The organism is Pseudomonas sp. GL-B-12 (genome assembly GCF_019955895.1).
Taxonomy (GTDB): Bacteria; Pseudomonadota; Gammaproteobacteria; order Pseudomonadales; family Pseudomonadaceae; genus Aquipseudomonas.
The window spans coordinates 211,473-234,742 of the sequence record NZ_JAHBCX010000022.1; the positions used below are offsets into that span (position 1 = coordinate 211,473).

21 protein-coding genes are annotated in these 23,270 nt (G+C 60.6%); 12 read left to right on the forward strand and 9 right to left on the reverse strand.

Translation table 11 applies throughout. The features are described from left to right. The first annotated feature begins 62 nt into the window (after positions 1-62). The 7 genes from KGA85_RS13665 (at position 63) to KGA85_RS13695 (ending at position 9,283) form a co-directional block, all read left to right on the forward strand. The gene (locus KGA85_RS13665) at positions 63-1,064 is read left to right on the forward strand and encodes a phosphate ABC transporter substrate-binding protein PstS (protein WP_007992839.1); all 1,002 of its coding nucleotides are present in this window, start codon (positions 63-65) and stop codon (positions 1,062-1,064) included. 412 nt (positions 1,065-1,476) lie between these two features. Beyond that, positions 1,477-3,510 (forward strand): ABC transporter permease subunit, encoded by a 2,034-nt coding sequence (locus KGA85_RS13670; RefSeq protein ID WP_223455497.1) that lies wholly within the window; start codon positions 1,477-1,479, stop codon positions 3,508-3,510. Positions 3,511-3,525: 15 nt separating this feature from the next. Further along, on the forward strand, positions 3,526-5,196 hold the full coding sequence (pstA, locus tag KGA85_RS13675) for a phosphate ABC transporter permease PstA (RefSeq protein ID WP_223543171.1): 1,671 nt from the start codon (positions 3,526-3,528) through the stop codon (positions 5,194-5,196). Positions 5,197-5,367: 171 nt separating this feature from the next. Then, positions 5,368-6,201, forward strand: a complete 834-nt coding sequence (gene pstB, locus KGA85_RS13680; protein ID WP_007995399.1) for a phosphate ABC transporter ATP-binding protein PstB — start codon at positions 5,368-5,370, stop codon at positions 6,199-6,201. Positions 6,202-6,312: 111 nt separating this feature from the next. Continuing rightward, on the forward strand, positions 6,313-7,074 hold the full coding sequence (gene phoU / locus KGA85_RS13685; RefSeq protein ID WP_046038908.1) for a phosphate signaling complex protein PhoU: 762 nt from the start codon (positions 6,313-6,315) through the stop codon (positions 7,072-7,074). Positions 7,075-7,242: 168 nt separating this feature from the next. Then, positions 7,243-8,151, forward strand: coding sequence for a response regulator (locus KGA85_RS13690; protein ID WP_223543172.1), 909 nt, complete (start codon positions 7,243-7,245; stop codon positions 8,149-8,151). 235 nt (positions 8,152-8,386) lie between these two features. Beyond that, positions 8,387-9,283, forward strand: a complete 897-nt coding sequence (locus tag KGA85_RS13695) for a peptidoglycan DD-metalloendopeptidase family protein (RefSeq protein WP_223455286.1) — start codon at positions 8,387-8,389, stop codon at positions 9,281-9,283. A gap of 184 nt (positions 9,284-9,467) precedes the next feature. On the opposite strand, the gene KGA85_RS13700 is transcribed toward KGA85_RS13695, so the two are convergent. The 3 genes from KGA85_RS13700 to phoB form a co-directional block, all read right to left on the reverse strand. Then, positions 9,468-10,808, reverse strand: coding sequence for a hemolysin family protein (locus KGA85_RS13700; RefSeq protein WP_046038913.1), 1,341 nt, complete (start codon positions 10,806-10,808; stop codon positions 9,468-9,470). A gap of 124 nt (positions 10,809-10,932) precedes the next feature. Next, positions 10,933-12,219 (reverse strand): phosphate regulon sensor histidine kinase PhoR, encoded by a 1,287-nt coding sequence (gene phoR, locus KGA85_RS13705; RefSeq protein ID WP_259674430.1) that lies wholly within the window; start codon positions 12,217-12,219, stop codon positions 10,933-10,935. Positions 12,220-12,371: 152 nt separating this feature from the next. Next, positions 12,372-13,061 (reverse strand): phosphate regulon transcriptional regulator PhoB, encoded by a 690-nt coding sequence (phoB, locus tag KGA85_RS13710; protein WP_003229608.1) that lies wholly within the window; start codon positions 13,059-13,061, stop codon positions 12,372-12,374. A 153-nt stretch (positions 13,062-13,214) separates the two neighbouring features. Between phoB and KGA85_RS13715 the strand changes: the two genes are divergently transcribed. Beyond that, on the forward strand, positions 13,215-13,598 hold the full coding sequence (locus KGA85_RS13715; RefSeq protein WP_223455288.1) for a hypothetical protein: 384 nt from the start codon (positions 13,215-13,217) through the stop codon (positions 13,596-13,598). 78 nt (positions 13,599-13,676) lie between these two features. Here KGA85_RS13715 and ubiA read toward each other — a convergent pair whose 3' ends face one another. Both ubiA and KGA85_RS13725 read right to left on the reverse strand, forming a co-directional pair. Next, the gene (ubiA, locus tag KGA85_RS13720; RefSeq protein ID WP_223532304.1) at positions 13,677-14,567 is read right to left on the reverse strand and encodes a 4-hydroxybenzoate octaprenyltransferase; all 891 of its coding nucleotides are present in this window, start codon (positions 14,565-14,567) and stop codon (positions 13,677-13,679) included. After that, positions 14,567-15,130, reverse strand: a complete 564-nt coding sequence (locus KGA85_RS13725; protein WP_223455292.1) for a chorismate--pyruvate lyase family protein — start codon at positions 15,128-15,130, stop codon at positions 14,567-14,569. Before KGA85_RS13725 ends, ubiA begins: the two co-directional genes overlap by 1 nt. Before the next feature lie 199 nt (positions 15,131-15,329). Between KGA85_RS13725 and KGA85_RS13730 the strand changes: the two genes are divergently transcribed. From KGA85_RS13730 to KGA85_RS13740, 3 genes are all read left to right on the forward strand, one after another. After that, positions 15,330-15,500, forward strand: coding sequence for a rubredoxin (locus KGA85_RS13730; protein ID WP_007995385.1), 171 nt, complete (start codon positions 15,330-15,332; stop codon positions 15,498-15,500). Between the two features lie 18 nt (positions 15,501-15,518). Beyond that, complete coding sequence (locus tag KGA85_RS13735; protein ID WP_085716194.1) at positions 15,519-16,667, forward strand: NAD(P)/FAD-dependent oxidoreductase; 1,149 nt, start codon at positions 15,519-15,521, stop codon at positions 16,665-16,667. A 194-nt stretch (positions 16,668-16,861) separates the two neighbouring features. Continuing rightward, positions 16,862-17,137, forward strand: a complete 276-nt coding sequence (locus KGA85_RS13740) for an HU family DNA-binding protein (protein ID WP_003195589.1) — start codon at positions 16,862-16,864, stop codon at positions 17,135-17,137. A gap of 89 nt (positions 17,138-17,226) precedes the next feature. Here KGA85_RS13740 and KGA85_RS13745 read toward each other — a convergent pair whose 3' ends face one another. Beyond that, positions 17,227-17,622 carry a DUF6124 family protein gene (locus tag KGA85_RS13745; RefSeq protein WP_223543173.1) on the reverse strand — a complete coding sequence of 132 codons (396 nt, stop codon included), beginning with the start codon at positions 17,620-17,622 and terminating at the stop codon, positions 17,227-17,229. Positions 17,623-18,159: 537 nt separating this feature from the next. Between KGA85_RS13745 and KGA85_RS13750 the strand changes: the two genes are divergently transcribed. After that, positions 18,160-18,543, forward strand: coding sequence for a helicase (locus KGA85_RS13750; RefSeq protein ID WP_223543174.1), 384 nt, complete (start codon positions 18,160-18,162; stop codon positions 18,541-18,543). Between the two features lie 96 nt (positions 18,544-18,639). On the opposite strand, the gene KGA85_RS13755 is transcribed toward KGA85_RS13750, so the two are convergent. The 3 genes from KGA85_RS13755 to KGA85_RS13765 all read right to left on the reverse strand — a co-directional run bounded on the left by KGA85_RS13755 (position 18,640) and on the right by KGA85_RS13765 (position 23,136). Further along, complete coding sequence (locus KGA85_RS13755) at positions 18,640-20,043, reverse strand: aminoacyl-tRNA deacylase and HDOD domain-containing protein (protein WP_223543175.1); 1,404 nt, start codon at positions 20,041-20,043, stop codon at positions 18,640-18,642. 78 nt (positions 20,044-20,121) lie between these two features. Further along, a complete protein-coding gene (gene recG, locus KGA85_RS13760) occupies positions 20,122-22,197 on the reverse strand; it encodes an ATP-dependent DNA helicase RecG (RefSeq protein ID WP_223455300.1) in 2,076 nt (691 codons plus the stop codon). 9 nt (positions 22,198-22,206) lie between these two features. Continuing rightward, positions 22,207-23,136 carry a hydrogen peroxide-inducible genes activator gene (locus KGA85_RS13765; protein WP_008000272.1) on the reverse strand — a complete coding sequence of 310 codons (930 nt, stop codon included), beginning with the start codon at positions 23,134-23,136 and terminating at the stop codon, positions 22,207-22,209. Between the last annotated feature and the right edge of the window lie 134 nt (positions 23,137-23,270).

Here is a 23,270-nt window from a genome sequence, read left to right on the forward strand (position 1 = left end):
TGTTCACACGGCCTGCTGATACTTGGCCCCGAATAACACACCCTATCTGCTAGGAGTAAGGCATGAAACTGAAGCGTTTGATGGCGGCAATGACTTTTGTCGCTGCTGGCGTTGCGACTGCCAACGCGGTTGCCGCTGTTGACCCTGCTATCCCGAGCTACACCAAGACCACTGGTGTGTCGGGCAACCTGTCCAGCGTTGGTTCCGATACCCTGGCCAACCTCATGACCCTCTGGGCTGAGAACTACAAAAAAGAATACCCGAACGTAAACATCCAGATTCAGGCCGCTGGCTCCGCCACTGCGCCACCTGCGCTGACTGAAGGCACCTCCAACCTGGGCCCGATGAGCCGCAAGATGAAGGACACCGAACTGGCTGCCTTCGAGCAGAAGTACGGCTACAAGCCAACCGCTATCCCGGTTGCCGTGGACGCCCTGGCTGTATTCGTACACAAGGACAACCCGATCCAGCACCTGACCATGGAACAGGTCGACGCGATTTTCTCGTCCACTCGTCTGTGCGGCGCTAAAACCGAAGTCAAAACCTGGGGTGACCTGGGCGTGACCGGCGACCTGGCCAACAAGCCGGTTCAACTGTTCGGTCGTAACTCGGTATCCGGCACTTATGGCTACTTCAAAGAAGAAGCCCTGTGCAAAGGCGACTACAAGCCAAACGTGAACGAGCAACCAGGTTCGGCTTCGGTCGTGCAGTCGATCAGTTCCTCGCTGAACGGCATCGGTTACTCGGGCATCGGTTACAAGACCGCTAGCGTGAAAACCGTTGCTCTGTCCAAGAAGGGCAGCACCGAGTTCATCGAAGACACCGAAGAAAACGCCCTGAACGGCAAGTACCCGCTGTCCCGCTTCCTGTACGTATACGTGAACAAAGCCCCGAACAAGCCTCTGGCCCCGCTGGAAGCCGAGTTCGTGAAACTGGTTCTGTCGAAACAGGGTCAGGAAGTTGTAGTGAAAGACGGTTACATCCCACTGCCGGCCAAAGTAGCTGCCAAAGCTCTGGCTGACCTGGGCCTCGCGGAAGGTGGCGCTGAAGTCGCAAAAAAGTAACAAATTGAGTCTAGAGTGAACCCCTCTGGACTCACATGGGGGCGGCAGGAGCCGCCCCCATACACCTCAAATTCTCTATCCGCTGCTGGTTACCGCTAGCGGCGGATTTGTTGCGTCACTGCATTGTCATCTTTCTGTCATACAGGATCGCTAGGGTGTGCGCATGAATGATCTGGCCAATTCCAACATGACTACTAATCCCCCCAAGCGAATTGACTTCAATACGCCTGAGCTCCAACGCAAGCGCCGCATTCGCGCGCTCAAAGATCGCCTGACCCGCTGGTACGTCCTCGTTGGCGGCCTCGCTGTACTGGGCGCGATCACCTTGATCTTCTTCTTCCTTGCCTACGTCGTCGCGCCCCTGTTCCAGGGTGCCAGCCTGACCGCCAAGGACGCCATCACGCCAGCCTGGATGCAAGAAGCCGGCAAACCGCTGATGATCTCCCTGGAAGAACAGAACCAGGTTGCGATGCGGGTTTCCGACAAGGGCCAGGCATTGTTCTTCGACATCGACAGTGGCGCCGAACTCAAGCGCGTCGATTTGTTGATCCCGGCCGGCACCACCGTGACCTCCATCGCTGAAGACCAGCCAGGTCACCCGCTGGTGGCAGTGGGTCTGTCCAACGGCCAGGCCCTGGTGTTCCGCCACACCTATAAAGTCAGCTACCCGGAAGGCAAGAAAACCATCACCCCGGCCATCGAGTACCCGTACGGCGAAGCGCCAATCGCGGTCAACGAAGCCGGCGGTGCGCTGGAGCACGTCAGCCTCAACGCCAACGACTCGACCCTGATGCTGGTTGGCGCCACCGGTTCACAACTCAATGTTCTGTCGCTGACCAGCGAAGAGAACATGATGACCGGCGAAGTCACCAACGAGCAGAAACGCATCGAACTGCCGCAGATGAACGAGCCGGTGAAGAACATCTTCGTCGACCCGCGGCAGCAGTGGCTGTACGTGATCAACGGTCGTGCCCAGGCCGACGTGTTCAGCCTGCGCGACAAGAGCCTCAACGGTCGCTACAAACTGCTTGATGACGGTGAAGCGCAAGTCACCGCCAGCACCCAACTGGTGGGCGGCATCTCGCTGATCATCGGTGACTCCAAAGGTGGTCTGGCCCAGTGGTTCATGGCGCGCGACCCCGATGGCGAGCAACGCCTGAAGCAGATCCGCACCTTCCAGATGGGCACCACGCCTATCGTTGAAATCACTGCCGAAGAACGCCGCAAGGGCTTCGTTGCCCTCGACGCTTCCGGCAAGCTTGGCGTGTTCCACAGCACTGCCCACCGCACCTTGCTGGTGGAGCCGGTTGCTGAAGGCCAGGGCGTTTTCGGTCTGTCGCCTCGCGCCAACCGCGTGATCGTGGAAGCCAGCGGCAAGTTGCACCCGCTGCTGCTCGACAACCCGCACCCGGAAGTCTCGTGGAGCGCACTGTGGAGCAAGGTCTGGTACGAAAACTACGACGAGCCTAAATACGTCTGGCAATCGACCGCGGCCAACACCGACTTCGAACCGAAACTGAGCCTGTCGCCGCTGACCTTCGGTACCTTGAAAGCCGCGTTCTACGCCATGCTGCTGGCCGCACCCCTGGCCGTCGCCGCTGCAATCTACACCGCGTACTTCATGGCCCCGGGCATGCGCCGCAAGGTCAAGCCGGTGATCGAGCTGATGGAAGCGATGCCGACGGTGATCCTTGGTTTCTTCGCCGGTCTGTTCCTCGCACCTTATGTCGAAGGGCACTTGCCGGGGATCTTCAGCCTGCTGATGTTGTTGCCGATCGGCATCCTGGTCGCCGGTTTCACCTTCAGCCGCCTGCCTGAGTCAATCCGCCTGAAAGTCCCGGATGGCTGGGAAAGTGCGCTGCTGATTCCGGTGATCCTGTTTGTGGGCTGGCTGTCGCTGTACATGAGCCCGTTCATGGAGAACTGGTTCTTCGGTGGTGACATGCGCATGTGGATCTCCCACGACCTGGGCATCACCTACGACCAGCGCAACGCCCTGGTGGTCGGCCTGGCCATGGGCTTCGCGGTCATCCCGAACATCTACTCCATCGCCGAAGACGCCGTGTTCAGCGTGCCTCGCGGCCTGACCCTGGGCTCCCTGGCCCTCGGTGCCACGCCATGGCAGACCATGACCCGCGTGGTGATCCTCACCGCGAGCCCGGGCATCTTCTCGGCGCTGATGATCGGCATGGGTCGTGCGGTCGGTGAAACCATGATCGTGTTGATGGCCACCGGTAACACCCCGGTCATGGAAATGAACCTGTTCGAAGGCTTGCGCACCCTGGCAGCCAACGTTGCAGTGGAAATGCCCGAATCGGAAGTCGGCGGCAGCCACTACCGCGTGCTGTTCCTCTCGGCGCTGGTGCTGCTGTTGTTCACCTTCGTCATGAACACCCTCGCAGAACTGATCCGTCAGCGTCTGCGCAAGAAATACTCGTCGCTTTAAGAAAGGTAGAAGTCTGTGAAACAGAACTCCCTGAATGGATGGTTCAAGAGCGGCGCCCCCGGCGTCTGGATCAGCGGTGGCGCGGTGTCCATCGCGGTCATCATGACCATTGGCCTGCTGGCAGTGATTGCCGTGCGCGGCCTGGGTCACTTCTGGCCGGCGGATCTGATCCACGCCAGCTACGACGTACCGGGCCAGGGCCAGCACCTGGTCATCGGTGAAGTGGTACAGAAGGAAGAAGTACCCCGTGCCCGTCTGAAGAGCGCTGGTCTGCCAGTGCCTGACGAAGGCCCGGAGTTCATGACCCGCGAGCTGATCAAGGTCGGCAACCGTGACCTGAACGGCAACGACTTCACCTGGATCGTCGGCGAGTGGCTGACCAACCAGACGACGCCGCCGGAGCTGATGGCCATTGAGCGTCGCGAGTGGGGCAACTTCTACGGTTACCTGGTCAACGTCAAACAGGATGGCAAAGTCATTGCTGAAGGCGAAGCCGCATGGCCTGAGTTGCAGGCCCGTGTCGACCGCGTCAACAAGCTGGCTGCACAGCTCAAGAACCTGGAAAAAACCGACATCGGCGCGATCAACGCCGGTCTCGAGCGCATCCGTTTGCACGGTCGCAAGCTTGAACTGGATGGCAAACTCGACACCACTGCACAAGCGGATATGGAATCCGAGCGCGCCGAACTCAATGCTCGCTATCAGGATGTTGAAGCGCGCCTGAGCGATCTGCATGCGCAGTTCAACCGCGACAGCCTGACCGCCCGTGATGCGAACGGCAAGGAAATCGAAATAGGCATCGGCAAAGTGGTTCACGCCTATCAGCCGAACGCCATGAGCACGACGACCAAGATCGGTTTCTACTTCAGCAAGGTTTGGGAGTTCCTGAGCGACGACCCGCGTGAGGCGAACACCGAAGGCGGGATCTTCCCGGCCATCTTCGGCACCGTGATGATGACCCTGATCATGGCGATGATCGTGACCCCGTTCGGCGTGCTGGCGGCGGTGTACCTGCGTGAATACGCCAAGCAGAACGCGCTGACCCGGGTGATCCGCATCGCGGTGAACAACCTGGCCGGTGTTCCGGCCATCGTTTACGGCGTGTTCGGCCTGGGCTTCTTCGTCTACGTGCTGGGTGGCTCGCTTGACCGTCTGTTCTTCCCTGAAGCACTGCCGGCGCCGACTTTCGGCACACCGGGTCTGCTCTGGGCTTCGTTGACCCTGGCGCTGCTGGCGGTGCCGGTGGTGATTGTGGCCACCGAAGAAGGTCTGGCGCGGATTCCTCGCACCGTGCGCGAAGGCTCGTTGGCCCTCGGCGCGACCAAGGCTGAAACCTTGTGGAAGATCGTGCTGCCGATGGCCAGCCCGGCGATGATGACCGGCATGATCCTCGCCGTGGCGCGCGCCGCGGGTGAAGTGGCGCCGCTGATGCTGGTGGGTGTGGTGAAGCTGGCGCCGTCGCTGCCGGTGGACGGTAACTACCCGTACCTGCACCTGGACCAGAAGATCATGCACCTGGGCTTCCACATCTACGACGTCGGCTTCCAGAGCCCGAACGTCGAAGCCGCACGACCGCTGGTGTACGCCACGGCGCTGTTGCTGGTGCTGGTGATCGCCACGTTGAACCTGTCGGCGGTGTACATCCGTAACCACCTGCGCGAGAAGTACAAGGCGCTGGATAGTTAATTGGTCGGCGCGGACCTTGTGGGAGCGGGCTTGCTCGCGAAGCTTTTGGCGGCCGGGATGGCCACTTCGCGGGCAAGCCCGCTCCCACAGTAGAACGCGTCCAGCCGGACATTATTGGGCATGCCGCGAAGCGGCGTTCCGAACCGAATTTGTTAGCACAGGGAGCCTCCCATGCAGCACGAAGCACATACCCACGGCATCAACATGTCGGCGCTGGGTCGCGACAAGCAGAGTCTGAACCTCGAGCAGGAAACCGTAGCCATCGAAGTGCCGGGCCTGAGCCTGTTCTACGGCGAAAAACAAGCGCTGTACGACGTCAGCATGAACATCCCGAAACAGCGCGTGACCGCCTTCATCGGCCCGTCCGGCTGTGGCAAGTCGACGCTGCTGCGTACCTTCAACCGCATGAACGACCTGGTTGACGGCTGCCGCGTTGAAGGCGAAATCAACCTGTACGGCAGCAACATCTACCGCAAGGGCGAAGACGTGGCCGAGCTGCGTCGTCGCGTCGGCATGGTGTTCCAGAAGCCCAACCCGTTCCCGAAAACCATCTACGAAAACGTGGTCTACGGTCTGCGCATCCAGGGCATTAACAAGAAGCGCGTCCTCGACGAAGCCGTTGAGTGGGCGTTGAAAGGCGCGGCACTGTGGGACGAGGTCAAGGACCGTCTGCACGAGTCGGCACTGGGCCTGTCCGGTGGTCAGCAGCAGCGTCTGGTGATCGCCCGTACCATCGCCGTTGAACCGGAAGTGCTGCTGCTCGACGAACCGTGCTCGGCACTCGACCCGATCTCCACGCTGAAAGTCGAAGAGCTGATCTACGAACTGAAATCCAAGTTCACCATCGTGATCGTGACCCACAACATGCAACAGGCGGCGCGGGTGTCCGATTACACCGCGTTCATGTACATGGGCAAGCTGGTCGAGTTCGGCGACACCGATACCCTGTTCACCAATCCGGCGAAGAAGCAGACCGAAGACTACATCACCGGTCGCTATGGCTAGCAGCAGCCACGAGCCGCAAGCTTCAAGCGGCAAGTCAGAGCGGTTCGGGTACGACACACATCAGCTTGCAGCTTGTAGCTTGCAGCTCACAGCTTTTGCGGAGCAGACAACATGATTTCTAAGGAAGGCCTTACACACCACATCTCCCAGCAGTTCAACGCCGAACTGGAGGAAGTGCGCAGCCACCTCCTGGCCATGGGCGGGCTGGTTGAGAAGCAGGTCAACGACGCGGTGACCGCGCTGATCGAGGCCGACTCCGGCCTGGCCCAGCAGGTGCGCGAGATTGACGACCAGATCAACCAGATGGAACGCAACATCGACGAGGAATGCCTGCGCATTCTGGCCCGTCGTCAGCCGGCAGCGTCCGACCTGCGCCTGATCATCAGCATTTCCAAGTCGGTGATCGACCTGGAGCGCATCGGTGACGAAGCGACCAAGATCGCTCGTCGCGCCATCCAGCTGTGCGAAGAAGGCGAAGCGCCGCGTGGTTATGTGGAAGTGCGCCACATCGGTGACCAGGTGCGCAACATGGTCCGCGATGCACTGGACGCCTTCGCCCGTTTCGACGCCGAACTGGCTTTGTCGGTGGCGCAGTACGACAAGATCATCGACCGCGAATACAAGACCGCCCTGCGTGAACTGGCCACCTACATGATGGAAGATCCGCGTTCCATTTCGCGGGTTCTGAGCATTATCTGGGTGCTGCGTTCGCTGGAGCGTATCGGCGACCACGCGCGCAATATCTCGGAGCTGGTGATCTACCTGGTACGCGGCACCGACGTGCGGCACCTGGGGCTCAAGCGCATGAAGGAAGAAGTCGAAGGAACCAGTGGCGAAAGCGCTAATGTTCCGGGCAAAACTGACGATAAGTAAGGTTGCCCAAGTAAAGCGCCCGGCCTTTTGGCCGGGCGTTTTTGTTTGCGGCTTACGAATTCGAAAAGCAGCGCCCGCGAACGAAAAGTCCGGCGTGACTGAAGGTTTTTTGGCAATGTGCCATCAGCAAGGCGGTATGCTGGCCGGGATTTTTTAAAGGGGTGGTGGATGAGTAAGGTCAGTGTGTTGGTCGTGGACGACGCGTCGTTCATTCGTGACTTGGTGAAAAAGTGCCTGCGCAATTATTTCCCGGGTATGCGGATCGAAGACGCGATCAACGGCAGAAAGGCCCAGGCCATGCTGGCCAAGGAAGCCTTCGACCTGGTCCTGTGCGACTGGGAAATGCCGGAAATGTCTGGCCTGGAACTGCTGACCTGGTGCCGCGAGCAAGACAACCTCAAAACCATGCCCTTCGTGATGGTGACCAGCCGTGGCGACAAGGAGAACGTCGTCCAGGCGATCCAGGCCGGAGTTTCCGGTTACGTCAGCAAGCCGTTCACCAACGAGCAACTGCTCACCAAGGTCAAGCAGGCGCTGCACAAGGTCGGCAAACTCGATGCCTTGATCAACGTAGCCGCGACCAAAACGAGTCCGGCATTCGGTAACGACTCCCTCGCCGCCTTGACCAGTGGCAAGGCGCCCGTCGCCACGCCAACGGCCGCACCCGCACCCGCACCGTCCAAAGGCTTGCTCAACAACCCGCCGGTCAAGGCGCCTGCGGCCTCTTCGGCACCCACCAGTGGCCGTGGACAGGGTCAACTGCGTTTGCCGAACGGCATCGCGCAATGCGTGATCAAGGCCTTGAGTCTCAAGGAAGCCCTGTTGGTGGTCAAGCGTACCGAGACCCTGCCGCAGATCCTCGACAGCGCCGTGCTGGATCTGGAGCAGGGCGACAACGCCGAAGTCGCCCGCCTCAACGGCTATCTACACGCCGTCGTGGCCCACGAACCGAAGCCCGACAGCGACTGGCTGCAACTGACCTTCCGCTTTGTCGATCAGGACGCGCAGAAGCTCGATTACATTTCCCGCCTGATTGCGCGGGGTACGGCGCAGAAGCATTTCATTCCGGGCGCTTAATGTTGCAGGCCAGATAGTCCGCCATCGCGAGCAGGTCGGATCGCCGCACCGTCGCTCCCACATTGGAATACGTTTCCTTGTGGGAGCGGGCCTGCTCCGGGCGGCGATCCGACGAAGGGGCCATCACTGCTACCGCACATCTGCTGAACACCCTTTCTGAAACATCTGCCGACTACCCGGGTCCATTGCAGCTGCTAGGCTCAATCCCGGGCCTCACTCGACAGAATCCTTGCTCATGTTCACGCGCCTGCTGCTTTTATGTGGCCTGTTCATGGTCGCCACCTCGGCCGTGGCCATGACCATCTACAAATCCAAAGACGTCTATGGCGTGGTTTCCTACAGCGACCGCCCAAGCAAAGGCGCCCATGTGTTCGTTTTTCGCGATGGCATGGTCGAGCACCTTGAGCGTCAGGTGCGCCTCATCATCATGAAGAAGAACGGCGTGCACAGCGTGTACGTGCGCAATGACCTGTATGCGCCGGTAGAGGTCGAATTGAGTTTTGCCGGGGTGAAGAACGCCAGTGGTGTGCCGGGCGGGACGATTCGGCGCGTGATACCGCTACGCAGCAGCGTTCGCCTGGCGCAGCTTACGGCGACTAAAGGTGGGAGGCCCCTCGCGTACGTCCCGAAGTTCAAATACTCCCTGGGCGACCCCTCAGGGCCCACGGTGGGCTATCGGTACCCGTTGCCCTGGCGTGGTGGACCGTTCCGGATAAGCCAGGGCGCCAATGGCCCCTACAGCCACTTCGGGCCCAAGAGCCGATACGCCATAGACATCGCGATGCCTGAGGGCACGCCGATCATTGCCGCGCGAGGCGGGGTGGTGGTGAAAACCGAGAACAAACAGAGCGGGCGCGGCACCGACGCATCCGGCAATTTCGTGCGGGTGCTGCACGATGACGGGACCATGGGCGTTTACCTGCACCTGAAGAAAGGCTCGGTCTGCGTTCGGGAAGGTCAGCAGGTAAGGGTAGGCAGTGCGCTGGCCTTGTCCGGCAACACCGGCAACAGCACCGGGCCGCATTTGCACTTCGTGGTGCAGCGCAATACCGGGCTGGGGCTGGTATCGATTCCGTACCAGTTCAACCAGCCGGTCAGCGCGCTGCCCAACTTTGCGTTGGGCAAGCAGTGAAGTTTTCGGTGATCAATTGTGGCGAGGGGGCTTGCCCCCGTTCGACTGCGCAGCAGTCGTAAAACTACTCGCGTGATCCAACAGAAAAAACTCGCTTGTCGATTTAAGGGCCGCTTCGCAGCCCAACGGGGCGGTGCGGCGTTCCGACAAGCCCCCTCGCCACAAAAGGCCCTTTAGCCGCAGATCAATCGAGCATCAACACCTTGGCCAGAACAATCTTCGGCCCTTTCATCTTCTTGATGATGATCCGCAGGCCTTCGACTTCCAGCACTTCTTCCTCTTCCGGAACCCGCTTCAGGCTTTCATAGACCAGCCCGGCAAGGGTTTCGGCTTCGACGTGGTCGAGGTCGATGCCCAGCAGCCGTTCAACCTTGAACAGCGGCGTATCGCCCCGCACCAGCAGTTTGCCCGGCTGATACGCGAGGATCCCGCGTTCGGCCTTGCGGTGTTCGTCCTGGATGTCGCCCACCAGCACTTCCAGCACGTCTTCCATGGTCAGGTAGCCGATGATGTTGCCGTCGGCCTCTTCGACCACGGCGAAGTGCGAGCCGCCCTTGCGGAACTGTTCCAGCAACTGCGACAGCGGCATGTGCCGCGACACGCGCTCCAGCGGGCGGGTCAGTTCGGCCAGGTTGAACGACTCGGGAATGTGGTCCAGCGCCGCCAGTTCCAGCAGCAGATCCTTGATGTGCAGCAGGCCGACGAACTCCTGGCGCTCGCTGTCGTATACCGGGTAGCGGCTGAACTTGTGGCGACGGAACATCGCCAGGATCTGCTTGAGCGGCGCGTTGAACTCCAGGGTCACCAGGTCTTCGCGGGAGTTGGCCCAGTCGACCACTTCCAGTTCACCCATTTCCACCGCCGAGGCCAATACACGCATGCCTTGGTCGCTCGGGTCCTGGCCACGGCTGGAGTGCAGGATCAGTTTCAGTTCTTCACGGCTGTAGTGATGCTCGTGATGCGGGCCGGGCTCACCTTGCCCCGCAATGCGCAGGATGGTGTTGGCGCTGGCGTTGAGTAGGTAGATGGCCGGGTACATGGCCCAATAGAACAGGTACAGCGGCACGGCGGTCCACAGCGACAGCAATTCGGGTTTGCGGATCGCCCAGGATTTCGGGGCCAGTTCGCCGACCACGATGTGCAGGTACGAAATGATGAAAAAGGCGGTGAAGAACGATATGCCTTTGACCACTTCGTCCGATTGGACGCCCACCGCGCTGAGCAGCGGTTCGAGAATGAGTGCGAACGCCGGCTCACCAACCCAGCCAAGGCCCAGGGAGGCGAGGGTGATACCCAGTTGGCAGGCGGACAGGTATGCGTCGAGCTTGCTGTGTACGGTGCGCAGGATGTGCCCGCGCCAGCCGTGTTTATCAGCGATGGCCTCGACCCGGGTCGAGCGCAACTTGACCATGGCAAATTCCGCCGCAACGAAAAATCCGTTGAGCAAAACCAGGATCAGAGCAAAAAGAATCATGCCGAAGTCGGCGAAAATTGTAGCGAGGGTCAAGCCAGGGGAAGGGTCCATGATGGAGTTTTGCGGGTTCCGTGAATTCGAGAAGGAAAGAAAAAACTGCGCCTGAAAAGCAGGCGCAAGTCAGCCAATGTAGCGGCTGACTTGGCGATTGCCTAGTGGCTCGTGCTGGCCGGTATCAATCGGCGGTGCTGATAACCCGTGATTTGGTGACCTGAGCCGGGGCAAAGTGGCAGGTAAAGGTGCTGCCGTGGCCCGGTACGCTGCTGATTTCCATCCGTGCCCGATGACGTAACAAAACGTGTTTGACGATCGCCAGCCCCAGGCCAGTGCCGCCGGTGTTGGAGTTGCGGCTGGAGTCGACGCGATAGAAGCGTTCGGTCAGGCGCGGCAGGTGTTTGGCATCGATGCCGATCCCGGAATCCTGCACGCTCAGGTGCGCCCCCTGGTCATCGCCCCACCAGCGAATGCGGATATTGCCTTCGGCCGGAGTGTATTTCACCGCGTTGAACACCAGGTTGGAAAACGCGCTGCGCAACTCCGCTTCGCTGCCCTTGAGCAGAATTGTCGGGTCGGCTTCCAGGGTGATTTTCTGGTTTTTCTGGCCGGACAACTGCTGCGCGTCGCTCTTGATCGATTGGAGCAAGCCGTCGATCGGCACCGGCTGGTTGTCCGACGGATAATCGGTGGCTTCCAGCTTGGCCAGCAACAACAGGTCATTGAGCAGGGTCTGCATGCGTCCGCCTTGTTGCTGCATCTGCTGCAAGGCACGGCCCCAGCGCGGGTTCACCTCGTCGACGTTGTCGAGCAAGGTTTCCAGGTAGCCGCAGATCACCGTCAACGGTGTGCGCAGTTCATGGGAAACGTTGGCGATGAAGTCTTTGCGCATTTGCTCAAGCTGATGGATGCGCGTCACATCGCGCACCAGCATCAAGTGTTCGTTGTTGCCGTAACGGGTGATGTACAGCTGGATGCGCACGCGGTCGTTGGTTGGCGAGGGGATTTCCAGCGGCTCGGCGTAGCTGTCTTGCTCGAAGTATTCCTTGAAGCGCGGATGGCGCACCAGGTTGGTCACCGGTTGGCCGCTGTCCTGTGGCGTCTTGAGGCCCAGCAGGGTTTCAGCGGCGCGGTTCCACCACTCCAGATTGCCGTCGGTGTCGAGCATGATCACCGCATCCTTGAGTGCGGCGGTGGACTCCTGAACCCGGTCGATCACCGCTTGCAGGCGCCCGCGTACCCGTTGGTCGCGGCGTTGCAGGTGGTAGATGCTGTCGAACACCTCGCCCCACAGGCCGTAGCCGTCGGGTGGCGCTTCATCGGGTTTGTGCAGGCGCAGCCACTCGTGCAGACGCAGCAATTGCTTGAGGGTCCAGGCCAGGTAAAGACCCAGGCCTGCGGCGAGGCTCCAGCCGTAATAGCCGGTGATCAGGCCGATCACCAGGCAGGCGGTGACCAGCAGCAGCATGTGGCGAATCAGGGTGCCATGCCAGTTTTGGTTCACGAAAAAAATACGTCCTTGAATAGAAGCAGTTTTGAGCTTCAAGCCTCAAGCTGCAAGTTTGAGGCGGTTTGGCTTTTAGCTTGCCGCTTGTAGCTTAAAGCTTGCAGCTGTTGTTATCAGGCCTTGGTTGAGAACCGATAGCCAGTGCCGCGCACGGTTTGTACCAGATTTTCGTAAGCATCGCCGAGGGCTTTGCGCAGGCGGCGAATGTGCACGTCAACCGTACGCTCTTCGACGTAGACGTTGCCGCCCCAGACCTGATCCAGCAACTGGCCACGAGTGTAGGCGCGCTCCTGGTGGGTCATGAAGAATTGCAGCAGGCGGTATTCGGTCGGGCCCATCTCGGCAGGACGGCCGTCGATGGTCACGCGGTGGCTGATCGGGTCCAGCAGCAGGCCGCCGACTTCGATCGGTGCTTCGCCATCGGTCGGGCCCGCGCGACGCAGCACGGCCTTCAGGCGCGCTACCAGCTCACGGGGGGAAAACGGTTTGGTGATGTAGTCGTCAGCGCCGACTTCCAGGCCCTGGATCTTGTTGTCCTCTTCACCCTTGGCGGTGAGCATGATGATCGGGATGTCCCCGGTCAGTTCATCACGCTTGAGACGACGGGCCAGTTCGATGCCGGACGTGCCGGGCAGCATCCAGTCGAGCAGGATCAGGTCCGGTTTGCGGTCGACGATAATGGCGTGGGCCTGCTGGGAGTTTTCAGCCTCCAGGCAGTCATAGCCGGCCATTTCCAATGCAACGGCGATCATTTCGCGAATAGGCGCTTCGTCGTCGACGATCAGAATGCTCCTGCCAACCATGCCCTTAATCCTCTTGTCATTTAACTGTCTTGCGCCGCATTAGATAACGGAATTATTGCAGTCGTGTGACAGTATTTTAGTTGCCCTGCGATTGTAGCGAACCTGGACTAAGCTCTAATTCCGAATCCTGACAACCACAAAAGGAAGGTTTCCATGAACTACATTGCTCAATCCTGGAAGGCTTTGCTGGTCACTGCTGCGTTAACGCTGCCGACACTGGCCTTTGCCGCCGACCCGGCGATGATGAAAGACGGCATGATGGTCGATCACAAGGGCATGACTGTGTACACGTACGACAAGGACAAGGATGGCAAGTCGATGTGCAGCGGTGAGTGCGCCGAATACTGGCCGCCAATGATGGCGCCGGCGGGTGCCAAGGCTGAAGGTAAGTGGACAGCCGTCAAGCGTGACGATGGCACAATGCAATGGTCCTACGGCGGCAAGCCGCTGTACTACTACAAGGACGACAAGGCACCCGGAGAAATGAAGGGTGACAAGAAGAAAGACGTCTGGCACGTCGTTCACGAGCATATGTAACGGTTGTAGCCTGCCGCACCAGATCGCTGCCTACGTTGCTCTGCAGGAGCTGCTGAAGGCGGCGATCTTTTTGACGCTTCAACGTAGCGCGTAATCCAGCACAATCCCGACGAAAATCGCCAAACCCGCCCAGTGATTGTGCAAAAACGCCTTGAAGCAGCGCATCCGGTCCTTGTCGCGGGTGTACCAGAACTCCCACGCAAAGCAGCCAGCTGCCACCAGTAATCCGAGGTGGAACCAGCCACCAAGGTCGAACTTCGAACCCGCCAACAACAGGCAACCCAGCGCCAGCCCTTGCAGGGTCAGGATGATCACCCGGTCCGCGTCGCCGAACAGAATCGCCGTGGATTTCACGCCAATCTTCAGGTCGTCATCGCGGTCGGTCATCGCGTAATACGTGTCGTAGCCCACGGTCCACATCAGGTTGGCGATCCACAGCAGCCACGCGGTAGCCGGCAATTCACCGGTTTCTGCGGTGAACGCCATCGGCATCCCCCACGAAAATGCGGCGCCCAGCACCACTTGCGGGTAATAGGTGTAGCGCTTCATGAACGGGTAACTGAACGCCAGCGCCAGGCCGCCCAATGACAGCCAAACGGTCGCGGCATTGGTGCACAGCACCAGCAGGAAGCTCACGCCCATCAGCAATGCAAAGAACACCAGCGCCTCTTTGGAGCTGATCTTGCCGCTCACCAGCGGCCGCTGCTCGGTACGCTTCACATGACCATCGACCTTGCGGTCCGCCCAGTCGTTGATCACGCAGCCGCCAGCGCGGGTTAGCACCACGCCGAGGACGAAAATCACAATGTTGGCCAGGGACGGCGACCCCTTGCCGGCAATCCACAGCGCCCACAGCGTTGGCCACAGCAGCAGGTAAATGCCGATCGGCTTGTCCATGCGGGTCAGCTGAATGAAATCCCAGGCCCGAGGGTTCAAGCGGTTCAAGGACTTGAGCAGGCTTTGGTACATCAACGGTTCTCCGATTGGGCGCAGGCGGCGTCCCACAGGGAAGGCAGGAATATTTCGGCCACCAAAACGCTCAAGGCACCGCGGTCGAAGCGCGAACGGCGGCCCCACAGCCCAGGCGATTGCACCTCGGCGGGCAGCCACGCTTGCGGATAATGGCAAACCTCGATGGCCCGGCGCTGGAAGGCCTGATCGCAAAACAGCAATTCGCCCAGCGAGCGGCTGCCCAGTTCGTCCATGTGCAAGCCGTCGCCTTGCAATGCACTGCGTGACGCCACGCTGCGCGCAAACACCCACGCCTGGCCATGACCGCGCAAATACACCTCGCGCACCCAGCCCTCACTGCCATCGGCCAGGTCCAGCGCTGCGCATTCGTCGGCACGCAGGGGTTGCCAGCCTTCGAACATCGGCGAGACGCTGAAGGCATCATTCGACAGATGAATCAGACGTCTGGTTAGCGAGCCTTCGTCGAACAGCCAGTCGAGGGTGGAGGCGTCGGGGAGGGGTGCCAGTTCGCTGCGCGAGAGCCAGAGAGGAGCTGGAGAGGGGAATTCTGTGTGATGCACAATGAGTCATTATTGGCAGCAAATGAGGCGGCGAGCTTAACATGTCAGCCACCGATATCGATTGAATTGGCCTGCCGTTACGCCGAACAGACTTGCATCTAAAGGCCCCGATCAGTACAAAACGCGCTGAGTTGGACGGCAGTGCTACAACCATCGACCGTCCGGCCGGCAAAACGCCTGAACCCTGAGGAAGTACCTGATGAAAAAGTGGCAATGTATCGTCTGCGGCCTGATCTACAACGAAGCCGACGGTTGGCCGGATGACGGCATTGCGCCGGGCACCCGTTGGGAAGACGTCCCGGCAGACTGGCTGTGCCCGGACTGCGGTGTGGGCAAAATGGATTTTGAAATGATCGAAATCGCTGCCTGAATAATTGAGGAGTAAGGAATGAACGCACCTGTCGTAATCATTGGCACCGGCCTGGCGGGCTACAACGTGGCCCGCGAGTTTCGCAAACTCGATAGCGAAACCCCGCTGCTGCTGATTACCGCCGATGACGGGCGCTCCTACTCCAAGCCGATGCTCTCCACCGGCTTCGGCAAAAACAAGGATGCCGACGGCCTGAGCATGGCCGAACCCGGCGCCATGGCCGAGCAACTCAAGGCCGAAATACGCACCCACACGCGCATCAGCGGCATCGACCCGGGCCACAAGCGCCTGTGGATCGGTGAAGAAGCGGTGATCTACCGCGACCTGATCCTGGCCTGGGGCGCCGAAACCGTGCGCGTGCCCATTGAAGGCGATGCGGCGGATTGCGTATTCCCGATCAACGACTTGGAAGACTACGCACGCTTCCGTGCGGCGGCGGCCGGCAAGCGCCGCGTGCTGCTGCTCGGTGCCGGTCTGATCGGCTGCGAGTTCGCCAACGACCTGACCCTGGGTGGCTACGAAGTGCAACTGGTTGCGCCGTGCGAACAAGTCATGCCGACCCTGCTGCACCCGGCGGCCGCCGCTGCGGTGCAGGCTGGCCTCGAAAGCCTCGGCGCGCGCTTCCACCTCGGGCCGGTGCTCAATCGCCTGCAACGCGTGGCTGACGGCCTGGAAGCACACCTGTCCGATGGCCAGGTGATCCCGTGCGACGTGGTGGTCTCGGCCATTGGCCTGCGCCCACGCGTCGACCTGGCGGCAGCGGCCGGTTTGCAGGTTAACCGTGGCGTCATGGTCGACCGGCACTTGAAAACCTCCCACGCCAACATCTACGCCCTGGGCGACTGTGCCGAGGTCGATGGGCTGAATCTGCTGTACGTCATGCCCCTGATGAGCTGTGCGAGGGCGCTGGCACAAACCCTGGCTGGCAACCCGACCGCCGTCACCTATGGCCCGATGCCAATCACCGTCAAAACCCCGGTCTGCCCGCTGGTAGTGTCCCCGCCACCACGGGGCGCAGAGGGCATTTGGACAGTCGAAGGGCAGGGCGCCGACATCAAGGTTTTATGCCGCGATGCCGCGGGCAAGCTGCTCGGCTATGCGCTCACCGGTGCCGCCGTGATGGAAAAACTGGCCCTGAACAAAGAGCTTCCGGCTCTGTTGGCGTAAATACCGGTCGTTCTGTCGGAATCACCCCCCTTTTGCCCTAACAATGGCCGCGCCGATACTGGCGCGGGGCCTCACTGCGTGCCATCCTCACTCCCGTCTGCCGCAGAGTAGAGCACCTGCGGCGCTTTTGGCGCTGCTCCGCAGAGAGCAGCACGGACATAACAACAACAAACCGTCAAAGGGGCTTCACTCACATGCGTAAACCAGACCTCGCTGCAGCCATTGCTGAAAAAGCAGACCTCACCAAAGAACAAGCCAACCGCGTTCTCAACGCCGTTCTTGAAGAAATCACCGGTGCCCTGCACCGCAAAGACAGCGTGACGCTGGTGGGCTTCGGCACCTTCCTGCAACGCCATCGCGGTGCCCGCACCGGCAAAAACCCGCAAACCGGTGAACCCGTCAAAATCAAGGCCAGCAACACCGTTGCGTTCAAGCCAGGCAAATCGTTGAAAGACAGCGTTAATCCGTAATCCGTTTTCACCTCCCGCGCAGCGGGGGAGTGGAATAAAAAATGGGCACGCCAACCAGGGTTGGGTGCCCATTTTTTGTGGGCGGCGAATCAGCCGAGCCCGCTTTGTTGCTTGGCGAGAATCGCCGCCATTTCCGGTTCATCCAGATGATCCAGCGCCCGCTCTACCAGCAAATGCGCCCCCTCAGCCACGCGACTGATCGCCAGGGCTACTGAGCGGCGCGAGCCGTCTACATCATCGGCCAGGTCAGCGGCGATGGCGCTGATGGACAGCAGGTCTTCCGAGGCGTTGGCCAGGAGTGCTTCGGTATTGATGTCCTGGCAGACACTGAAAAGTTGGCCGCTGCGTTTCGTTGGTGTCTGTTTTGGTGGGGCGAGATAGTGATCGAGGGCGCGTTCGGCGGCTTCGTGGAGTTTTTTGGAATCGAGGGATTCGTAGGGGGATGTGGCCGGATCTTCTGGCGGATTAGGTGTTGGTTTGAGCATTTGAATCACCGAGTTATGGAGCTCACACAGTTTCGCTTGCTTCGAAAAAGGTGGCAGCTGTGTATAGGTGTGCAAGACCGGACTCGGTTGCCGGCAGACCCGAAGGACTCCCACACACAGCCGCCATAACGATTCGCGAGGATAAAAAAACACCCGGTGAATAGCCATAACCGATTGCATGACGAGTCCGGACTTGCACGTCCGAGTCACCAACTTTGCAGTGACTGGGAGAGGTTATCGGTGCCGGCCAAGTACGCCTAGTTCATGTATAGCCCAGCGTATTGAAGGAAATGTCCGATAGGTTTGCGGGGTTGAAGATCAAAAAATCGCAGCCTCCGGCAGCTCCTACAGAATGTGTTTCGTTTGGTGTAGGAGTGGTGTGTGGAGTGGTCTTGAAGGAAGTTTTGATAATTGTGACTTGGTGGTCATCGTGAGGGTAATGGTTCTGATCTTCTTCTAACGCAAGCAGATACTGGTGTTATCGCCTGAAGCCGTTAAACTGCCCCAGCCGTTCATTTTTCTCTTGAGGCTGTGCGCATGAAATTTCGTTTTCTGCTGTGGATGCTGGGTTTGTTGATGGGTAAGGCCAGCCGGACCAATCCGGCGTTTCAGCAGCAACTGGGTGACAAGGACCTGGTGTTTCAGCTGCAGACCCTGGACGGGAAAGTGGCGCGGCAATTCCGCGTGAAGGACCAGCGCATCACCAGCCAATCGGGTGTGCATGCCGAGCCTGCGTTTGCGATTGCCTTCAAAGACGCCGCGTACGGCTTTGCCACGATGCAGGCGAAGAACAAGCAACTGGCGTTCATGATGGGGATTCAGGACAAGTCGATTCAGATCAAGGGCAATCCGGCGCTGGTGATCTGGTTCCAGGGGTTGACCAAGTATTTGAAGCCGAAGAAGGCCAAGCCCAAGGCTTGAGGTCTTTCAGGTAGACCGAGTGATATTCATCGCGAGCAGGCTCGCACACAGGGATCACCTGAATCCTGTGGGAGCGAGCCTGCTCGCGATAGCTTTTCAGCCTTGAGTGAATTGCGAAGCCAGTTCGCGCAGCAGCACTTCGGCCTCGAGGACTTTGCTGACCACGTCGTTGGCTTTTTCGCGGCTCAGGCCAAGGCGTTCGAGCAGGGCGTCGGGGATGTCTTCGTCGGGGCCAGAGCCGATGCCACGGCTGCGAAGCAGGCGCACCGACAGGCACACCAGGTTCGGGTACTCAGCGAAGTCGCCGTCGTAGTGAGGATCGTGCTGGAAGCGCAGGGCGGTGGCCAGTTCTTCAGGCATGTCCCAGTAGCGCATCAGCCACGAGCCGATCTGTTCCCGGCTGATGCCCAGCAGGTGTTGTTCCACGAAGCTGTGGCACAGGTGCGGGTTGACCTCCAGGTGGCGGCAGATCAGCGAGAAGTGCGGTGGGAACACGTGGGCCAGCAGCAGGTAACCGAAGTTGTGCAGCAGGCCAGCCAGGTAGGTCAGGCCGGCTTCCGGGCGCTGGGCGCGCGGCATGGCGCGGGTCAGGCCTTCGATGACGGCGGCGGTGTAGATCGATTGCTGCCAGTACGGCGTGGAGTGTTGCGGGTGGTCCTTGGGCAGGCTCAGGGTTTTGCCCAGGGCCAGACCCAGTGCCAGGTTGATCACCAAATCGAAGCCCAGCACCCGGACGATGGCGTCTTCCACCGAGCGGATCTTGCCCGGCGAGGCGTAGTAGGGCGATGCCGCCCAGCTCACGACTTGTGCGGCCAGCGCCGGGTCGGTTTCGACCACGCCGGTGATGTCGTCGATGGTGGCGTTGGGGTCGACGCGCAGCTTGATGATTTTTTGCGCGGTTTCGGCCAGCGGCGGAATTTCGATGGTCGCTTCCAGACGCTGCTGGATGCGCCGCGCGGTGAACGCCTGGACGGCCTGGGTGATTTCCTCGCGGTCGTCATCGGGGCGGTTGAGGTTCGGACGGATGCTGGTCAGGTTTTCGCCGAAGTTGGCGGCGCTGGCCTTGGTCAGTATGGTCGTCTTGAAGTCTTCGCTGGAAATTTCCAGTAGCACGCCCGGCTCACCGGAGTTGAACAGCAACTTCGGCTCGCGCAGCAGGCTTGCGTCGTACAGGCACGGTGAACTGGTTAGCGCCGGCAGGCCCGGCAGCAAGCTGAGGTTGTGCTTGCCGAGCATTTTTGTCAGGCGTTCGGTCGGTACGGCGGCGAGGCGGCGACCGGTGAGTTCAGTGAGGCGATTGAGGTCCAGCAATTGGCTCTGCGGGAACAGCACCATCAGCACGCCAACGCTGTCATCCAGCAGAACGGCCTGCACTTTGCGCGCGGCATTCAGGCCGTGATGGTCCAGCACTTCTTCGTAGGCAATGCCCAACTTGCCCAGCATCAGCCGAATAACCGACGGAGCGTGCGGGGTGTCGGGTGCGAAGGCAACTTCGGTCATGGTCTGTATCCGGACTAAAACAATTGCAGGAGTATAACCAGCTTGCTTGGGGCCACGCCTCAGAAACCGTGACGGTTGTCACACTTGGCCGTATTGTTGGCCATGACGCAGCCAGCGGTCGAGTAGCGGGCTGACGTGGGTCGGCCAGCGCTCGAGCAATGCCTGGGCGGCATCCCGCACGGCGGGCAGCAAATCGGCATCGCGCATCAGGTCGGCGACCTTGAATTGCAGCAAACCTGTCTGCCGGGTGCCGAGCATTTCGCCGGGGCCGCGCAGTTCCAGATCCTTTTCGGCGATGACAAAACCGTCGTTGGTTTCGCGCATGATGCCCAGGCGCTGGCGGCCGATCTGCGACAGCGGCGGATGGTAGAGCAGCACGCAGTGGCTGACGGCGCTGCCCCGGCCGACGCGGCCACGCAACTGGTGCAATTGCGCCAGACCCAGGCGTTCAGGGTTCTCGATGATCATCAGGCTGGCGTTGGGTACGTCGACGCCCACTTCGATCACCGTGGTCGCGACCAGCAATTGCAGGTTGCCGGCCTTGAATTCGGCCATCACCGCGGCTTTTTCCACAGGCTTCATGCGGCCGTGGATCAGCCCGACTTTCAATTCGCCGAGAGCGGCGGTGAGGTCCTCAAAGGTGGTTTCGGCGGCCTGGCAGGTCAGCTCTTCCGACTCTTCGATCAGCGTGCACACCCAATAGGCCTGGCGCCCTTCGGCGCAAGCGCTGCGCACCCGTTCGATGACTTCGACCCGCCGAGTGTCGGTGATCAGCACGGTGTTGACCGGGGTTCGGCCGGGGGGCAGTTCGTCGAGGATCGAGGTGTCGAGGTCGGCGTAGGCGCTCATGGCCAGCGTGCGCGGAATCGGCGTGGCGGTCATGATCAACTGGTGCGGGCACATGCGCCCGCCAACGCCTTTCTGCCGCAAGGCCAGACGCTGCTGTACGCCGAAACGGTGCTGTTCGTCGATGATCACCAGCGCCAGATTCTTGAATTGCACTTCGTCCTGGAACAGCGCGTGGGTGCCGACCACCATCGGCGTGCCGCTGGCGATTTGCTCCAGGGCGGCGACGCGGTTCTTGCCCTTGAGCTTGCCGGCCAGCCACGCGACTTCAATGCCCAGCGGTTCGAGCCAGCGCTTGAAGGTGATGAAGTGCTGCTCGGCGAGAATCTCGGTGGGGGCCATCAGTGCAACCTGATAACCGGCCTCCAGCGCTTGCAGCGCAGCGAGGGCGGCGACCACGGTTTTGCCGGCGCCGACGTCGCCCTGGATCAGCCGCAGCATCGGTTCGTGCTGGCTGAGGTCATAGGCGATTTCGTTGCCGACCCGTTGCTGGGCGCCGGTTGGGTTGAAGCCGAGGTTGGCCAGGTACTTGGCCGGCAGTTGCGTGGCTTTGGGCATCGCTGGCGCACGCAGGGAGCGCATGCTTTCGCGCAGGCGTTGTTGCGACAGTTGATGGGTCAGCAGTTCTTCGAAGGCCAGACGGTGCTGCGCCCAGTGGTGACCGAGGGCCAGTTCATCGACGTCGGCATCGGCGGGCGGGTTGTGCAGGTAGCGGATCGCATCGGCCAGCGGCGCCAATTGGTAGTCGCGGGCCAGTTCGTTCGGCAGCCAGTCGGGCAGGCTGCTGGGGCCGAGCAGGGTGAGGGTCTGCATGCACAACTGGCGCAAGCGCTGTTGGGTCAGGCCTTCGGTAAGCGGGTAAACCGGGGTCAGGGTTTCATCCACCGGCGGCGGTTCGTCGCCAGTGATGGCGCGGTATTCCGGGTGGTAGATCTCAAGCCCCGAAGCACCGGGCCGTGCCTCGCCGTAGCAGCGAATCCGCGTACCGCGTTTGAGGCCTTCCTTTTGTGCGTTGCTGAAATGGTAGAACCGCAGGCTTAAGCCACCGGTGCCATCCTGCAGCCGAACCACCAGGCTGCGCCGCCGGCCCATGACCACATCAGCACCGCTGACAGTGCCTTCGATGACCGCATCTTGCCCGGGCCGCAGTGCGCCGATCGGCACGACACGGGTGCGATCCTGATAGCGTAACGGCAGGTGAAACAACACGTCCTGGAGGTTTTCCAGGCCGACCTTGGCCAGTTTCTCGGCCATGGCTTCACCGACACCTTTGAGTGCAGTCACCGACACTTGCGACAACTCGCTCATGACCGTTGCTTAGCCCGCAGCGACTTGCGTCGCTGGCTTGGCCACCGAGCACAGGCGAATGGAGTCAGCGAGGATTTCAATCGCTTTCGGGCGCGGGAAGCTGGCGCGCCAGGCAATGGCCACGGTGCGGAACGGTACGGGTGCCGACAACGGGCGCACTTCGATCACGCCGGGGGCGTAGTGATGGCTGTCGACCGCCGACAACGGCAGGATCGAAATCCCCAGGCCCGAGGCGACCATGTGGCGAATGGTTTCAAGGGAGCTGGATTCCACCGTGGTGTGCTTGGCGCCGTCGTTGCCCTTGGTCAGGGTCGGGCAGGCTTCCAGTACCTGATCGCGGAAGCAGTGGCCTTCGCCGAGCAGCAGCAGGCTCTTGTCGTTGAGCAGGCTGGCGTCGATGGATTCTTTTTGCGTCCACGGGTGCTGCGCTGGCATCAGCACGTAGAATGGCTCGTCGTAGAGTTGCAGGGTCAGCACGTCGGCTTCATTGAATGGCAGGGCGATGATGATCGCGTCGAGCTCGCCGTTGCGCAGTTTGTCGCGCAGCACGTGGGTGAAGTTTTCTTCGATGTACAACGGCATCTGCGGGGCGACCCGGTGCAGTTGTGGAATCAGGTGCGGAAACAGGTACGGCCCGACGGTGTAGATCGCGCCGACCTTGAGTGGGGCGGTCAGCTGGTTCTTGCCGGCCTGGGCCAGTTCGCGGATGCCCTGGGCCTGTTCCAATACCTTTTGTGCCTGGGCCACGATGCCTTCGCCGACCGGCGTCAGGCGCACGGCGCTCTTGCTGCGCTCGAAAATCAGCACACCGAGTTCGTCTTCAAGCTTTTTCACGCCCACCGACAGGGTCGGCTGGCTGACGTGGCAGCGCTCGGCCGCGTGGCCGAAGTGCTGCTCTTGGGCGAGGGTAACGATGTAGCGTAATTCTGTGAGGGTCATAGCAAGCGTCCATGTAGTTGCGGGCCAAGCATACCGGCTGCAATCGATAGACGCACGTTATCAGACTGAGTGTGTCGAGTGACACCGGACAATGCCGGATTGCCGCTGGCAGATATGCAAAAGGCACCTTTCGG

Bases quoted from the DNA above. Each gene is read 5' to 3' on its own strand.
- KGA85_RS13695 (WP_223455286.1), top strand. From the start codon at position 8,387: ATGTTCACGCGCCTGCTGCTTTTATGTGGCCTGTTCATGGTCGCCACC.
- KGA85_RS13690 (WP_223543172.1), top strand. From the start codon at position 7,243: ATGAGTAAGGTCAGTGTGTTGGTCGTGGACGACGCGTCGTTCATTCGT.
- ubiA (WP_223532304.1), bottom strand. From the start codon at position 14,567: ATGTACCAAAGCCTGCTCAAGTCCTTGAACCGCTTGAACCCTCGGGCC.
- KGA85_RS13750 (WP_223543174.1), top strand. From the start codon at position 18,160: ATGAAATTTCGTTTTCTGCTGTGGATGCTGGGTTTGTTGATGGGTAAG.
- pstB (WP_007995399.1), top strand. From the start codon at position 5,368: ATGCAGCACGAAGCACATACCCACGGCATCAACATGTCGGCGCTGGGT.
- KGA85_RS13735 (WP_085716194.1), top strand. From the start codon at position 15,519: ATGAACGCACCTGTCGTAATCATTGGCACCGGCCTGGCGGGCTACAAC.
- KGA85_RS13715 (WP_223455288.1), top strand. From the start codon at position 13,215: ATGAACTACATTGCTCAATCCTGGAAGGCTTTGCTGGTCACTGCTGCG.
- KGA85_RS13765 (WP_008000272.1), bottom strand. From the start codon at position 23,136: ATGACCCTCACAGAATTACGCTACATCGTTACCCTCGCCCAAGAGCAG.
- KGA85_RS13740 (WP_003195589.1), top strand. From the start codon at position 16,862: ATGCGTAAACCAGACCTCGCTGCAGCCATTGCTGAAAAAGCAGACCTC.
- phoR (WP_259674430.1), bottom strand. From the start codon at position 12,219: ATGCTGCTGCTGGTCACCGCCTGCCTGGTGATCGGCCTGATCACCGGC.
- KGA85_RS13700 (WP_046038913.1), bottom strand. From the start codon at position 10,808: ATGGACCCTTCCCCTGGCTTGACCCTCGCTACAATTTTCGCCGACTTC.
- recG (WP_223455300.1), bottom strand. From the start codon at position 22,197: ATGAGCGAGTTGTCGCAAGTGTCGGTGACTGCACTCAAAGGTGTCGGT.
- KGA85_RS13665 (WP_007992839.1), top strand. From the start codon at position 63: ATGAAACTGAAGCGTTTGATGGCGGCAATGACTTTTGTCGCTGCTGGC.
- phoU (WP_046038908.1), top strand. From the start codon at position 6,313: ATGATTTCTAAGGAAGGCCTTACACACCACATCTCCCAGCAGTTCAAC.
- phoB (WP_003229608.1), bottom strand. From the start codon at position 13,061: ATGGTTGGCAGGAGCATTCTGATCGTCGACGACGAAGCGCCTATTCGC.
- KGA85_RS13730 (WP_007995385.1), top strand. From the start codon at position 15,330: ATGAAAAAGTGGCAATGTATCGTCTGCGGCCTGATCTACAACGAAGCC.
- KGA85_RS13745 (WP_223543173.1), bottom strand. From the start codon at position 17,622: ATGCTCAAACCAACACCTAATCCGCCAGAAGATCCGGCCACATCCCCC.
- KGA85_RS13755 (WP_223543175.1), bottom strand. From the start codon at position 20,043: ATGACCGAAGTTGCCTTCGCACCCGACACCCCGCACGCTCCGTCGGTT.
- KGA85_RS13670 (WP_223455497.1), top strand. From the start codon at position 1,477: ATGCAAGAAGCCGGCAAACCGCTGATGATCTCCCTGGAAGAACAGAAC.